This window comes from Alkalimonas collagenimarina, assembly GCF_030717845.1.
Taxonomy (GTDB): domain Bacteria; phylum Pseudomonadota; class Gammaproteobacteria; order Enterobacterales; family Alteromonadaceae; genus Alkalimonas; species Alkalimonas collagenimarina.
The window spans coordinates 45,963-59,138 of sequence record NZ_JAUZVZ010000008.1; the positions used below are offsets into that span (position 1 = coordinate 45,963).

Sequence of the window (13,176 nt, forward strand, 5' to 3'; positions counted from 1 at the left end):
CTCCTAGGCTGCTTCAGTTGTGCTGTGCTTAGCAGCGACCGTGTGAAACCATTGCAAGTTGGAGGCTAAAGCCACCACTTCACCAATAATAATAAGTGCCGGGCTGCTCAGTTGATGCTGGTTGATCAGCGCCGGTAGTTGTTCTAGCGTGCCGGTGACGCTGCGCTGCTCTGGCCGGGTACCATTTTCGACAATCGCCACCGGCGTATTGGCATCCCGCCCATGGCTGATCAGTTGTTCGGTCAGGGTGGTGCTGTTAATTAAACCCATATACACCACCAAGGTTTGTCTGGCTTTGGCCAAAGAGGCCCAGTCTGGTTCATCACCATTGGCACGGCAGTGGCCAGTCACCAGCTGTACCGTTTGCGCATAGTCGCGATGCGTCAGCGGAATACCGGCATAGGCAGCGCAACCAGCGGCAGCAGTGACGCCCGGCACCACATAATAACGAATGTCTGCAGCGGCCAGTGCTTCACATTCTTCGCCGCCACGGCCATAAATAAAAGGGTCACCACCTTTTAACCGGCAAACCCGCTGGCCAGCCTGAGCCAGCTTGACCAATAATGCGTTGATCTCATCCTGTGGCAAGCTGTGAAAGCCGGCCTGCTTGGCCACGCTGATGCGCTCGGCATCGCGTCGTGCTAAGGCTAGTATATCATCGCTGACTAAGCCATCATGCACGATGACATCGGCTTGTTGCATGTACTGCATGGCTTTGATAGTCAATAATTCCGGATCACCGGGCCCTGCACCAACAATGTAGACTTCGCCCTGATTCGGCGAAAAATCAGCCAATTGCTGTTGAAACAGTTGCTCAGTCGCTTGCTGGCGGCCACTGGCGATCAACTGTTGAGCCGGGCCACTAAACCAACGCTCCCAAAAATCACGGCGCTGATCTATGGTCGGCAGTGCGGCTTTGACCTGATCACGACAGCGGGCGGCAAACTGGCCCATTAAACTGATGGATTGCGGCAGTAATTGCTCCACTTTTTCGCGGATACGACGCGCCAGCACGGGGGCATTGCCACCGGAGGAAATAGCCACCACGATAGGGCTGCGATCGACAATGGCCGGGAAAATAAAGTTGCCATGCTCGGGATCATCGACTGCATTGATCCAGATATTAGCGGCTTGAGCGGCTTGATAAATCTCAGCATTAACCGCAGGCTTATCAGTGGCGGCAATAATCAGCTTGTAGCCAGCAATCTCGTGCTGACCAAAGCGTTGATAGAGGCAGTTTAATTGCTCACCAGCCAGTGCCTCCACTTCAGCACAGATGCTCGGAGCCAATACTGTGATTTTTGCACCGGCAGCCAGCAGCAGCTGTATTTTACGCAGCGCAACCGGCCCGCCACCGACGACCAGCACGGGTTGTTGCTGCAATTGCGTAAAAATAGGTAAGAAGTCCATCGGGTGCCTCTGTTATCGGGCCATCAAGCCAATTCGTCAGCGTATAGAATAGCCGTCTGCATGGCCTTAATAAAAGAATGGATCGCGCTCAGATATAACCAAAAGGAATTAAGAGTAGATCTTCTATGCTCTCAAGCACAAAGCTTAGGCTGGTATTGGGATAAAGATAGCGATTTGAGGCCAGATCCTGTATCCTGCCCGGCTGCCATTCTGGCGATATTTTGCACAACAAGTGAGAATCTATGAGTTTTGCCTCTCTGGGCTTATCGGCCCCCCTGCTGGCTGCCATTACAGCCGAAGGTTACGACACCCCTTCACCTATTCAGGCGCAAGCCATTCCAGCCGTGTTGGCTGGGCGAGATTTAATGGCGGCTGCCCAGACTGGCACCGGCAAGACCGCGGGTTTTACCCTGCCTATTTTACAGATCCTCGCCAAAGGCAAGCCGGCGCAGGCCAATCAGGCGCGGGCACTTATTTTAACGCCGACGCGTGAGTTGGCAGCTCAGGTAGCGGACAGTGTTGAGCGTTATGGTCGTGGTCTGCCCCTTCGTTCCACGGTGGTGTTTGGTGGTGTAAAAATTAACCCGCAAATGCAGAAACTGCGTAAAGGCGTCGATATACTGGTGGCAACACCTGGCCGTTTGTTGGATTTGTATCAGCAAAATGCCATTCGCTTTAATCAGCTGGAAGTGCTGGTGCTGGATGAAGCCGATCGAATGTTGGATATGGGCTTTATTCGCGATATTCGTAAAATTCTGGCGTTTTTACCAAAGCAGCGGCAGAACCTGCTGTTTTCGGCGACCTTCTCTACTGAGATCCGCGCGTTGGCAAAAACCATGGTCAACAACCCGTTGGAAGTGTCGGTCAGCCCGGAAAACACCACCGCTGAGCGCGTCGAGCAAAGCGTCTATGCGGTTGATAAAAGCCGTAAAGCTGCGATGTTGATTGATTTGGTGGTTGATAACAACTGGCAGCAGGTATTGGTGTTTACCAAAACCAAACATGGCGCCAACAAGCTGACCAAGCAACTGGAAGCTGTGGGCATTCAGGCGGCAGCCATTCATGGTAATAAAAGTCAGGCCGCACGGACCAAAGCATTAGCCAACTTTAAAAGCGGCGATACCCGCGTGCTGGTAGCGACTGATATTGCTGCCCGTGGTTTGGATATTGATCAATTGCCGCAAGTGGTGAATTACGATTTACCCAATGTGCCGGAAGATTATGTGCATCGTATTGGCCGGACGGGTCGTGCTGGCGCCAGTGGCCATGCGGTATCACTGGTCTGTGCCGATGACGTGAAACTGCTGCGTGATATTGAGCGGGTCATTAAACAAAAGATCCCTCGTGCTCAGCTGGAAGGCTACCAACCGGTGCATCCATTGCCGGAGACGGGCCCCTTAACGGCACCACGGCAACACAAGCCAAAACGGCCGAAAACCCAACATCAGGATGGTCAGCGTAGTACGGGTTCGGCGACGGCTAAAGCCCGCAGTCAGCGCAGTCGTCCGGCCAGAACGCCGAACGCAGGTTAATGCGCAGACATGATCTAGCGCTATGATGTAGGGTTTATAACCATAAAAAAGGGCCAACAGGCCCTTTTTTGGTGTTTAGAATGACACTCAGCTTTGGTTAGCGATCCAAGTTCATCACTTTGGTCCAGGCGGCTACAAAGTCGTCAACAAACTTTTGTTTGGACGTGTCAAATGCATAGACTTCCGCAATTGCGCGCAGCTCTGAGTTGGAGCCAAAGATCAAGTCAACCGAGGTTGCCGACCACTTTGGTTCGCCGCTAGCGCGATCCAACCCCTGGTAAACGCCGTCATCGTCAGCCTTTTTCCATACGGTAGACATATCGAGCAAGTTGACAAAAAAGTCGTTGTTTAAGGTGCCGGGGTTCGATGTAAATACGCCATGTTGAGCGCCTTGGTAGTTGGCATCAAGAGCGCGCAAGCCGCCAACCAAAACGGTCATTTCGGGCACCGATAGATCCAGTTGAGCCGCTTTATCCACCAGCATTTCAGTCGGAGACTTGTAGCTGGCATCGACATCAAAGTAGTTTCTAAAGCCATCAGAGGTCAACTCGAGTTGATTGAAGGAGTTGACATCAGTGAACGCTTGCGTCGCGTCACCACGACCCGGCTTGAAGGGCACTGCAATGCTATAACCGGCATCTTTCGCCGCTTTTTCTATCGCAACAGCGCCACCCAGTACAATTAAATCAGCCAGAGATACTTTGCGTCTGCTTTTATTGAAGTCGCTTTGAATGGCCGTTAATGCCTGTAGCACTTTGGCAGTTTCTTCAGGGTTATTGACGGCCCAGTCTTTTTGAGGGGCTAATGCAATGCGGGCACCATCTGCACCTCCACGCATATCTGAGCTGCGGTAGCTGGCGGCAGAGCCCCAGGCGACACGGACCAACTCAGGAACGGTCAGGCCAGATTCTAAGATAGCCGTTTTCAGGCGATTGACATCCCGACTGTTGATGGTGGAACGGGTGTTATCATCAATCGGATCCTGCCATACCTGTACTTCAGCAGGGACCTCTTTGCCTAAAAAGTTACGCGGAGGACCCATATCTCGGTGGGTTAGTTTGTACCATGCTTTGGCAAAGGCTAACCGGTACTCTTCTGGGTTGGCCAGAAAACGCTCTGCTATTTTTTTATACTCCGGATCGAATTTAAGCGCTAAATCCGCGGTCGTCATGACCGGTGGGTTAAACTTTCCTTCGATATGTGCATCCGGTACTGAGGAATGCAGCGATTCATCGGTTGGGATCCACTGAATCGCACCAGCCGGACTGCGTGTTTGCTCCCATTCAAAGTTTAACAAGTTGCTTAAGTACAGCGTAGTCCAGCGTGTTGGTGCCTGCGTCCACGCACCCTCTAAGCCACTGGTAATGGTATCTTCCGAATGCCCTTTACCGCAGCTGTTTTTCCAGCCGAGGCCTTGCTCTTCAATGCCCGCGGCACCAGGCTCTGCCCCCAGGCAATCATCAGGCTTGTGCGCGCCGTGCATCTTACCAAAGGTATGGCCACCAGCAATAAGTGCTACCGTTTCTTCATCGTTCATGGCCATACGATCAAAGGCAACACGAATGTTTTTCGCCGAACCTACAGGATCAGGCACTCCTCTTGGCCCTTCCGGGTTGACGTAAATAAGCCCCATGTGGGTCGCGCCTAAAGGCCGTTGTAGCTCGCCATCAACATCTTCACGATCGCTGGCCAGCATTTCAACTTCAGGGCCCCAATAAACTAAATCCGGTTCCCAATCATCGGCACGACCACCGGCAAAACCGAAGGTTTCAAACCCCATGTTTTCTAAAGCGACATTGCCAGCCAAGACGATGAGATCTGACCATGATAAGGATTCACCATATTTCTGCTTAATGGGCCAGAGTAAACGCCGGGCTTTGTCTAAACTCGCATTATCTGGCCAACTGTTGAGTGGATCAAAGCGTTGTTGGCCGCCACCTGCGCCACCACGGCCATCCAAGGTCCGGTAAGTACCCGCGCTGTGCCACGTCATGCGGATAAAGAAAGGGCCATAGTTACCGAAATCTGCCGGCCACCAATCTTGTGAAGTGGTCAACAGTTGATCGATGTCTTGTTTGACTTGGTCAAGGTCAAGCTTGCTAAAGGCTTCAGCATAACTAAAGTTAGCGCCATAGGGGTTGGAACGAACATCATGGGCGCGCAGTGGTGACAAATCGAGCTGATCCGGCCACCAAAATTGATTGTTTCGTACTGCGCCTACAGTGGCCGTTCCTGAGCCGACGGCTCCTTGTGGTTTACTCATCTCGGCTGTTTGTGAGTTCGCAAAAACCGAGCCAGATGCCAGCAAGATGCTCATCATGCCAGCCAACATTGATCTATTAAAATGCGGTCGTTTCATCATTTATTTCCTTCAGGTTAAGAGTTTGCTTCAACGCCACGGTGGGTTGATATGCAAGAACAGGTCGCCTTTGCCTCTAAATAAGCATTGAGCAACTGGCTTGTATGCACAGCAAACGAGCCCAACTGCCTTTGCGTCGCAAAGTAACCTTGAAGATAGTATAGTAAGGTTTTAATAGTATATTGTGATTTAAATCGATTACCCTAATTTAAAAAATAGATTTAAATGTGCTGGCTTGTTCTGATGCATCGTTTACGGCAGCTTCAAATGACGACCACCATCCAAGGCGAGTACGCGGCCGGTGATGTAACGGCTATGAAGTAAATACAGCAGGCTGTTGAGTACTTCATCTGGCCCCGGTGCGGTAGCCATTAATGATTTTGCTAAGGCCTTTTCGCGATAGGCTGCATCATCGCCCTCATTAAACATCAATAAAGCCGGTGCAATCGCGTTGACTTTCACGCCGGGTGCCAGCTTTCTGGCCAATGACAGTGTCAGATTTTCAAGCGCAGCTTTCGACGCCGCATAGGCTTGGTGTTTGCTGCTACCGACACTGGCGACGAAATCGGTGAGATGAACGATATCAGTAGGCTCGGTGCCAACGGTTAACTGCGGCAGCAAAGCCCGGTTAAGTAAAAAAGGAGCTCTGGCATGAACCTGTTGCATGGCGTCAAACACCTTGGCATCTTGCTGCAATTGCCCGAGTACACTGCCGGATGGCTGGCGTTGATGCAAAGGTGGATCAGGTTGCCAACTGGATGCATTATGAATCAGAGCCCGGATAGTCGGGTATACGGCCAATGCCTCGACAAAGGCAGCAATGTCATTCAGTGATTGAAAGTCGGCATAAATACAATGGGCCCCTGCACTTCGAAGCGCTTTGATGCCAGCGGATTCTTTGCGATAACTGACTGCGATCTGATAGCCTTGTTGCAGTAAGGCTATCGCACAGTGCAAGCCTACCCGCTGGCCCGCACCGGTGATCACAATGACGCCTTTTGGGTTTGGTTCAATCTGCATAGGTTGGTTATCCCTGTCTGAAAGGGGATCAGTACGCACCGTGGCTGAAAAAGGATTAGTTCTGCTATTGATACCTACCTCTGCAATCATTGCAGCTGACCGACCGGATCGGCTAGTATGCTGGCCTTGATTGATTTGCCACGAGGGCTGCATGCATTTATTTTTTACTTCTTCTCATTCGTTTCGTCAGGTCTTGCTGAGCACTGTAGCTGTGGTAATGCTGGCAGGTTGTGCACCTGGTACGACTCAATCAGAGCCGCTGGCTGGGCTGGATACGTGGATTGAGCAAGGCCGCAGCGATTGGCAGTTGCCGGGTATGGCTGTGGCTGTTGTGTATCAGGATCAGCTGATTTACGTCAAGGGCTTTGGCACGCTGGGGTTAGACTCTGAGCTGCCGGTGAACGAGCATACGCTGTTTGGCGTTGCCTCCACCAGCAAGGCAATGACAGCTACCGCGCTGGGTATCCTGGTAGATGAAGGCAAGTTGCAGTGGGATGATAAAGTCATCGACCATCTGCCATACTTTCAGCTGGCAGATGATTGGGTCACGGAGGAAGTTCGTATTCGTGATTTGCTAACGCATCAGGTAGGCTTGGGCCGCATCACTGGTAATCGCATTCAGTTTATGCCGACGGCCAGCCGTGAGCAGGTGATCCGGCAGATGCAGTATCATGAGTTTGAGCAGCCGTTTCGCAGCAGTTTCGTTTACAGCAACGTCATGTACTCAGTGGCTGGCGAAGTGGTTGCGGCAGTCAGTGGCCAAAGCTGGGATGAATTTATCCAGCAACGTCTGTTCCAGCCCCTGACGATGCAGCGCAGCAATACGTCTATTACCCAATTTATGCCAGATGATGCCAATATTGCCTTGCCTCACCAGTTTATCGACGGCGCAGTGGTGCCCATCGCCCGACGCAACTTTGATAATGTCGGCCCGTCGGCCTCAGTCAACAGCAGTGTGTACGATATGGCGCAGTGGTTGCGTTTCAACTTAGGTGAGGCCGGAGTTTATCAGGGCCAAAGGTTGGTGAGCGATGACGTGATGGCCGAACTGTTTACCCCGCAAGTGGTCGTCAGCCGTGCCAGCCGTACCGAGCCCGTTCGTGCCTATGGCCTCGGTTGGTATTTAGAAGATTACCGTGGTTTCGCAACTGCCAGTCATGGCGGGGCCACCGATGGTTTTAATACCCACATTACCTTAGTGCCAGAGCTGGAGCTGGGCATCATTGTGATTGGCAATACCTTTGAAAACTTCCGCCCGGCGGTAACCCGAACCATCATCGATCGTATGGCTGGTTTATCTGCACAAGACTGGCATCAGCATTACTTTTCGCAGTACCAACGCGACTTTGCCGAAGCCAGTGCAGCGCGCCAGCAGATTGAGCAACAGCGCCAAGCGGATAGTGCAGCGAGTTTGACACCTGAACAGATCACTGGCCGTTATCGGCATGATTTGTATGGTAGTGCCGAAGTGCAGCACCATGACAATGGTCAGCTGCGGCTGGAGTTCTGGGATGATGCTGTATCAGTTCTGACCCTGGAGCATTGGCAGGGCGATACGTACCGGGCACATTGGCACAACAAAGCGCAACGCGAGAAGTTTGTCCATTTTGCTATGAATGACCAAGGCCAACTGGAGCTTCAGGTCGAATGGACTTTACGACCCCAGTTGTTGCAAGTCGGCATTTACCCGGCTCCCTACATGCGCAGCACTGTGTTCAAAAAGAGTGAGTGATAAAAAAACGGCAACCCGAAGGTTGCCGCAAAGGGGACGCGCTTATGAAATTAGTGGCGGATCAGATAGTCAAAGGCACCGAGTGAAGCATTGGCACCACTGCCCATTGCAATAACGATCTGCTTATAGGGCACGGTGGTGGCATCACCGGCAGCAAACACACCTGGCAGTGAGGTCTGGCCGCGCTCGTCGACGATGATTTCACCGCGCGGGCTTAATTCTAACGCACCACGAAGCCATTCGGTGTTCGGTACCAGACCGATTTGTACGAAAATACCTGCCAGCTCGACTTTATGAGTTTCACCGCTCGCCCGATCTTTGTAGTTTAGGCCAGTGACGCGGTTGCCATCTCCCAATACCTCGGTGGTTTCGGCCTCGGCAATGATGGTGATATTGCCCATCGAATGCGCTTTTTTCACCAGCACGGCATCGGCGCGCAGTTCGGCGGCAAATTCCAGCACAGTGACGTGCTCAACGATACCAGCCAAATCGATCGCTGCTTCAATACCGGAGTTACCACCGCCAATGACGGCAACTTTTTTGCCTTTAAACAAAGGGCCATCGCAATGCGGACAATAGGCGACACCTTTGCCACGGTATTCCTGCTCACCCGGTACGTTCATTTCACGCCAGCGGGCACCGGGTGCCAGAATCAGTGTCTTGCTTTTCAGTACGGCACCATTGGCCAGCTCCAGCTCGACCTGTTCGCTTTTGCTGAGCTTGGTCGCGCGCTGGTTGTTCATAATATCGACTTCGTACTGGCGAACATGGGCTTCCAGTGCATTGACCAGCTTAGGGCCTTCGGTGTATTGCACTGAGATAAAGTTTTCAATACCTACGGTATCAGCGACCTGACCACCAAAGCGCTCGGCCAATACACCAGTGCGTAAGCCTTTACGAGCGGCATAAACGGCTGCGGAAGCACCGGCCGGGCCACCGCCCACTACCAAGACATCAAAAGGGTCTTTTTGCTTTAATGCATCGGCCTGACGGGCTTCGGCATTGACGTCGATTTTCTGGATAATACGTTCCAGCGTAATAGCGCCTTGTGAAAACTGCTCGCCATTCAGGAATACCGTTGGTACTGCCATGACGTTACGGTCAGTCACTTCTTGCTGAAAAACGGCACCATCGATCATCACACTGGTGATGTCCGGGTTAATCGCTGCCATCATATTCAGAGCCTGCACCACTTCCGGGCAGGTTTGGCAGCTTAATGAGATAAAGGTTTCAAATTTGAAACTGCCCTTTAATTGGCGTACCTGCTCAATCAAATCAGTTTCAATTTTAATCGGGTGTCCGCCTGAATGCAGCAAAGCCAACACCAAAGAAGTAAATTCATGCCCCAGTGGCACACCGGCAAAATTGATCGAGGTGTCTTTTTCCACCGAGCGGACTTGCATCGAAGGAATGCGCTCAGCGGCAGCATCGTCCCGACGTAAGGTCACTAAATCGGACAGTTCGGCGATTTCGGTCGCCAGTTCATGCACTTCAGCTGCCTTGGCGCTATCGTCCAGAGATACGACCAATTCAACCTGACTTTTCAGGTTTTGCAGGTAAGTGTTCAGTTGTTGTTTCAGATTCGTATCTAACATCGTTGTACTCCATAACGTGGCATTTTATTGCTGCCGTGCAGGCAAAAAGATAGTGTTGTCAGCGCCCGGAGGCGCTGACAGAGACCAGTTAACTCATTAAACAGGGGAAGCCGGGACCAGCTTCTTGACATGAATGCTAAGAAGCGGGGTTCAGCAACCGCTGTCTGGCAACGGTCGGTGTAGCAAGTTAGATTTTACCTACTAAGTCCAAAGATGGAGCCAGCGTAGCTTCACCTGGTGTCCATTTAGCAGGACATACTTCGCCATCATGGTTCGCAACATACTGAGCAGCCTGTACTTTACGGAACAGTTCAGCAGCGCTACGGCCAATACCTAAGTCATGAATTTCAGCAACTTTGATTTCGCCCTCTGGGTTGATAACGAAAGTACCACGCAGTGCCAAACCATCTTCTTCAATCATCACACCAAAGTTACGAGTGATGGCACCGGTTGGGTCGCCGATCATTGGGTACTGAATTTTCTTGATGGTTTCAGAAGCGTCATGCCATGCTTTGTGGGTGAAATGCGTATCAGTTGATACAGAGTACACTTCTACACCCATTTCCTGGAATTTAGCGTAGAAATCCGCTAAGTCGCCCAGCTCAGTTGGACAAACGAAGGTGAAATCGGCAGGGTAAAAACAGACCACAGCCCATTTGCCTAATAAATCCTGCTCGGTCACATCAACAAATTTGCCATTGTGGAATGCGGTCGCTTTAAATGGCTTGATCTTAGTATTGATAATAGAAGACATCGTCTTACTCCTTTAGGTTAATGATTGGGTGTGTCTCAACTGCAGCTACTTTATCAAGCTACAGATTTATTTTAAAACGAATAAAACAAATAGGTTTAATCGTTTTTATCGATAACGATATTGTCATCCTGTGCTTACTGCTCGCAACTCACTATAGATTAGGGCTGATAGCGCATTTCTCAATGGTGACTTTGCCATTCATCAGCTAAAAACAGCAGGTTCAGTGTATGCACTGGCTGGATCTTGGCATAAGATAATGACCATTCGATGATGTTTACCGATGGAGCGCAATGCCTTTTATACAGCAACAACAAGAGAGCTCGGAGCTGCATTTGTTTTGGTGGCTATGGCCGCTGGCCATGCTGGCCGGTATGCTGCTCGGGGCAGGCGCGCTAAATTACAGTGCCGATGGTCGCATTAACGTGTTGTTGGTGTGGTTGTTATGGGCTGGAATGCCTATGCTGGGCAGCCTGGTGTCGGTCGTTTGGTTGTTTCGCCCTGCCAAGCCGTGGCTCAGCCGCTTCAGCGGTCAATCGGTATTCTGGCAACCGAATAAGCAACAGTTGTGGTGGTTGCTCAGTCAACTGCAATGGCTGTGGGTCTGGTTTGCGTTGGGTATTGTGCTGGTGTATTTACTGCTGTTGTTGTTTTCTGATCTGGCATTTGGCTGGAGCTCCACACTCTTGTTTAATAGCGAGCTGTTGGTTGAGACTATTCGCCTGATTAGTTGTCCTTGGGCTGCTTTGTGGCCTGCGGCTGTTCCTGATGCTGCCATGATAGAGTTGACACGCTTTGCTCGTGTTGAAACCACAGAGACCAGCTTGCAGCAGGCCAGTGGCTGGTGGCCATTTTTACTGGCGAGTGTGCTTTTTTACAATATCCTCCCCCGGCTGGGGTTGGTGCTTTTTTGCCGTTGGCGCTGGCATCATGCCCAGCGCTCGCAAATACACGTCGCCATACCCTCTTCACGCCAAGCGACTGAAAAAAATGCCAGTACCAACCAGCTAGCCACTGCGGTGTTGGAGCAATGGCAAGATGCTAAAGTGGTGAATTGGCAATTGGCCTCAACTGGCGCCTTGCAGTTGGGGGTGCAAGACTGGCAGCACGATCAGCAACAATGGCAACAGTGTCTGGCCAGCAAGCCAAAACGACTGCTATGGCGCGTGCCTGCCAGTCGTTCCCCGGTGGCTGAGCTGGCCGATTGGATGCAACAGGCCAGGCAGCAGCAGATTGAGCAAGCCATTTGGTTACAAACCGATGCGCAAACCGTGCCGGAGCGGCATATCGCCAGTTGGCAAGCCTTTGCCCGACAGCATGAACTGGTTTGGATAGGGAATTGACAAGGAAATGATGATGTCGCGATGCCCACAGTTTTGTGTGGTCGGCCACCCGAATCAAGGCAAGTCGTCCATTGTCTCCACCTTGGTGGAGAATGACTCCGTACGAATAGGCGTGGAGTCTGGTACTACAGAGCAGGCCGAGCGTTTTGAGTTTCGGATGCAGAATAAAGTGGTACTGGCATTAACGGATACACCAGGCTTTCAACGCGCCAGACAAGTGTTGGCTTGGCTGGAGCAAGTAGCGGTTGCGCCTGCAGATCGCCCTGAGCGGATCCGTGCTTTTCTGGCCGAGCCACAGCACCAGCAGCAATTCCCGGATGAGTGTCGGCTACTGGAGCCCATTATGGCAGGCAGTGGTATCTTGTACGTGACCGATGCGGCCAACGAGGTTAGCCGGGCCGATGAGGCGGAAATGGAGATTTTACGCTGGACCGGCCAGCCCAGAATGGCGCTGATTAACCCGATGAGTGAGCAGCATAACGCGGCGGCCTGGCAGGCGACCTTAAGTCAGTTTTTTCAGTGGGTCCGCGTGTTTAACCCCATGACGGCCAGTTTACCCAGCCGACAGGCGTTGTTCAAAGCCATGGCTGAACTGACACCAGAGTGGACGGCTGATTTAACCCGATTGAGCCAGCAACTGGCGGCGCGCGATCAGCAACGGTTGCTCGATGTTAGTTTGCAGCTGGCCGAGTACTGGTGTCGGCAAGTGAGTCGCCGCGAACCCTTACTGACACTGCCTCCTTTGTTAACTGATAGCCCTGAAGTCTACTTACAGCAGCAATTGGATCAGGCGGAGCTTCAGTTATTTCAGCAATTAGCAACCCAGTGGGGGCATGGACAGGCAGAGCTGCAGCGCGACGTCAATTGGGAGTTGGATCACGATCAGCTCATGAATACCGAAACCTGGTATTTATGGGGCCTGCAGCAAAAAGAGCTGCTGGTAGTGAGTGGCGGCGCGGGTATGGCGGCAGGCGCCATGCTTGATATGGGGTTAGCCGGCAGCACCATGATGCTAGGGGCGTTAACAGGGGGCGTGTTGGGAACCGCTGGGGGATGGTTGGCCAGCAAACAGCTGCCAGGGAAGCGACTTGGCTGGTTGCCGCTCAGTGGCAAAAAAAGTTATGTCGGGCCGGTGAAGCACCCTAATTTTCCTTTGGTGGTCATGGCTCGGGCACTGACTTTCACCCAATTACTTTGGCTGCGACCGCATGCCGAGCGCAGTCGGTTGGCTCTGACGGCGAAGGCGAGTGATTGGTCGCGGCCAGAGCAAGTCCGTTTACTGCAATGGGCAAAGCAATTGCAAAACGACCAGTGGAAAAGTAAGCAGCAACAAGAACTGGCGGACTGGATTAGCGAAGGTCTGCAGCAGCGGTTAAAGGCCGTTTTGCAGCAGGAACAGCAGCAAAGTTTTCTGTAAATAACCGGGTGTTTTTT

The 13,176-nt window shown here is 52.0% G+C and carries 9 protein-coding genes; 4 read left to right on the forward strand and 5 right to left on the reverse strand.

The annotated features are described in order from the left end of the window. Positions 1–3: 3 nt before the first annotated feature. Positions 4–1,410, reverse strand: coding sequence for a siroheme synthase CysG (gene cysG, locus Q3O60_RS07160; protein ID WP_305893227.1), 1,407 nt, complete (start codon positions 1,408–1,410; stop codon positions 4–6). Positions 1,411–1,652: 242 nt separating this feature from the next. On the opposite strand from cysG, the gene Q3O60_RS07165 reads away from it, so the two are divergent. Next, the gene (locus Q3O60_RS07165) at positions 1,653–2,942 is read left to right on the forward strand and encodes a DEAD/DEAH box helicase (RefSeq protein ID WP_305893228.1); all 1,290 of its coding nucleotides are present in this window, start codon (positions 1,653–1,655) and stop codon (positions 2,940–2,942) included. A 97-nt stretch (positions 2,943–3,039) separates the two neighbouring features. Here the strand turns inward: Q3O60_RS07165 and katG are convergent, their stop codons facing one another. After that, entirely contained in the window at positions 3,040–5,301 is a 2,262-nt protein-coding gene (gene katG / locus Q3O60_RS07170) for a catalase/peroxidase HPI (protein WP_305893332.1), read from the reverse strand. Between the two features lie 252 nt (positions 5,302–5,553). Next, entirely contained in the window at positions 5,554–6,321 is a 768-nt protein-coding gene (gene folM, locus Q3O60_RS07175) for a dihydromonapterin reductase (protein WP_305893229.1), read from the reverse strand. Positions 6,322–6,472: 151 nt separating this feature from the next. Between folM and Q3O60_RS07180 the strand changes: the two genes are divergently transcribed. After that, positions 6,473–8,053, forward strand: coding sequence for a serine hydrolase (locus tag Q3O60_RS07180; RefSeq protein ID WP_305893230.1), 1,581 nt, complete (start codon positions 6,473–6,475; stop codon positions 8,051–8,053). A gap of 50 nt (positions 8,054–8,103) precedes the next feature. Here the strand turns inward: Q3O60_RS07180 and ahpF are convergent, their stop codons facing one another. After that, positions 8,104–9,648 (reverse strand): alkyl hydroperoxide reductase subunit F, encoded by a 1,545-nt coding sequence (gene ahpF, locus Q3O60_RS07185; RefSeq protein WP_305893231.1) that lies wholly within the window; start codon positions 9,646–9,648, stop codon positions 8,104–8,106. A gap of 187 nt (positions 9,649–9,835) precedes the next feature. Beyond that, a complete protein-coding gene (gene ahpC, locus Q3O60_RS07190) occupies positions 9,836–10,402 on the reverse strand; it encodes an alkyl hydroperoxide reductase subunit C (RefSeq protein WP_305893232.1) in 567 nt (188 codons plus the stop codon). Between the two features lie 290 nt (positions 10,403–10,692). Between ahpC and Q3O60_RS07195 the strand changes: the two genes are divergently transcribed. Further along, a complete protein-coding gene (locus Q3O60_RS07195; RefSeq protein WP_305893233.1) occupies positions 10,693–11,742 on the forward strand; it encodes a DUF2868 domain-containing protein in 1,050 nt (349 codons plus the stop codon). A gap of 13 nt (positions 11,743–11,755) precedes the next feature. Continuing rightward, entirely contained in the window at positions 11,756–13,159 is a 1,404-nt protein-coding gene (locus Q3O60_RS07200; RefSeq protein WP_305893234.1) for a DUF3482 domain-containing protein, read from the forward strand. Positions 13,160–13,176 lie beyond the last annotated feature (17 nt).

Bases quoted from the DNA above. Each gene is read 5' to 3' on its own strand.
- ahpC (WP_305893232.1), bottom strand. From the start codon at position 10,402: ATGTCTTCTATTATCAATACTAAGATCAAGCCATTTAAAGCGACCGCA.
- Q3O60_RS07165 (WP_305893228.1), top strand. From the start codon at position 1,653: ATGAGTTTTGCCTCTCTGGGCTTATCGGCCCCCCTGCTGGCTGCCATT.
- folM (WP_305893229.1), bottom strand. From the start codon at position 6,321: ATGCAGATTGAACCAAACCCAAAAGGCGTCATTGTGATCACCGGTGCG.
- Q3O60_RS07195 (WP_305893233.1), top strand. From the start codon at position 10,693: ATGCCTTTTATACAGCAACAACAAGAGAGCTCGGAGCTGCATTTGTTT.
- katG (WP_305893332.1), bottom strand. From the start codon at position 5,301: ATGAAACGACCGCATTTTAATAGATCAATGTTGGCTGGCATGATGAGC.
- cysG (WP_305893227.1), bottom strand. From the start codon at position 1,410: ATGGACTTCTTACCTATTTTTACGCAATTGCAGCAACAACCCGTGCTG.
- Q3O60_RS07200 (WP_305893234.1), top strand. From the start codon at position 11,756: ATGTCGCGATGCCCACAGTTTTGTGTGGTCGGCCACCCGAATCAAGGC.
- ahpF (WP_305893231.1), bottom strand. From the start codon at position 9,648: ATGTTAGATACGAATCTGAAACAACAACTGAACACTTACCTGCAAAAC.
- Q3O60_RS07180 (WP_305893230.1), top strand. From the start codon at position 6,473: ATGCATTTATTTTTTACTTCTTCTCATTCGTTTCGTCAGGTCTTGCTG.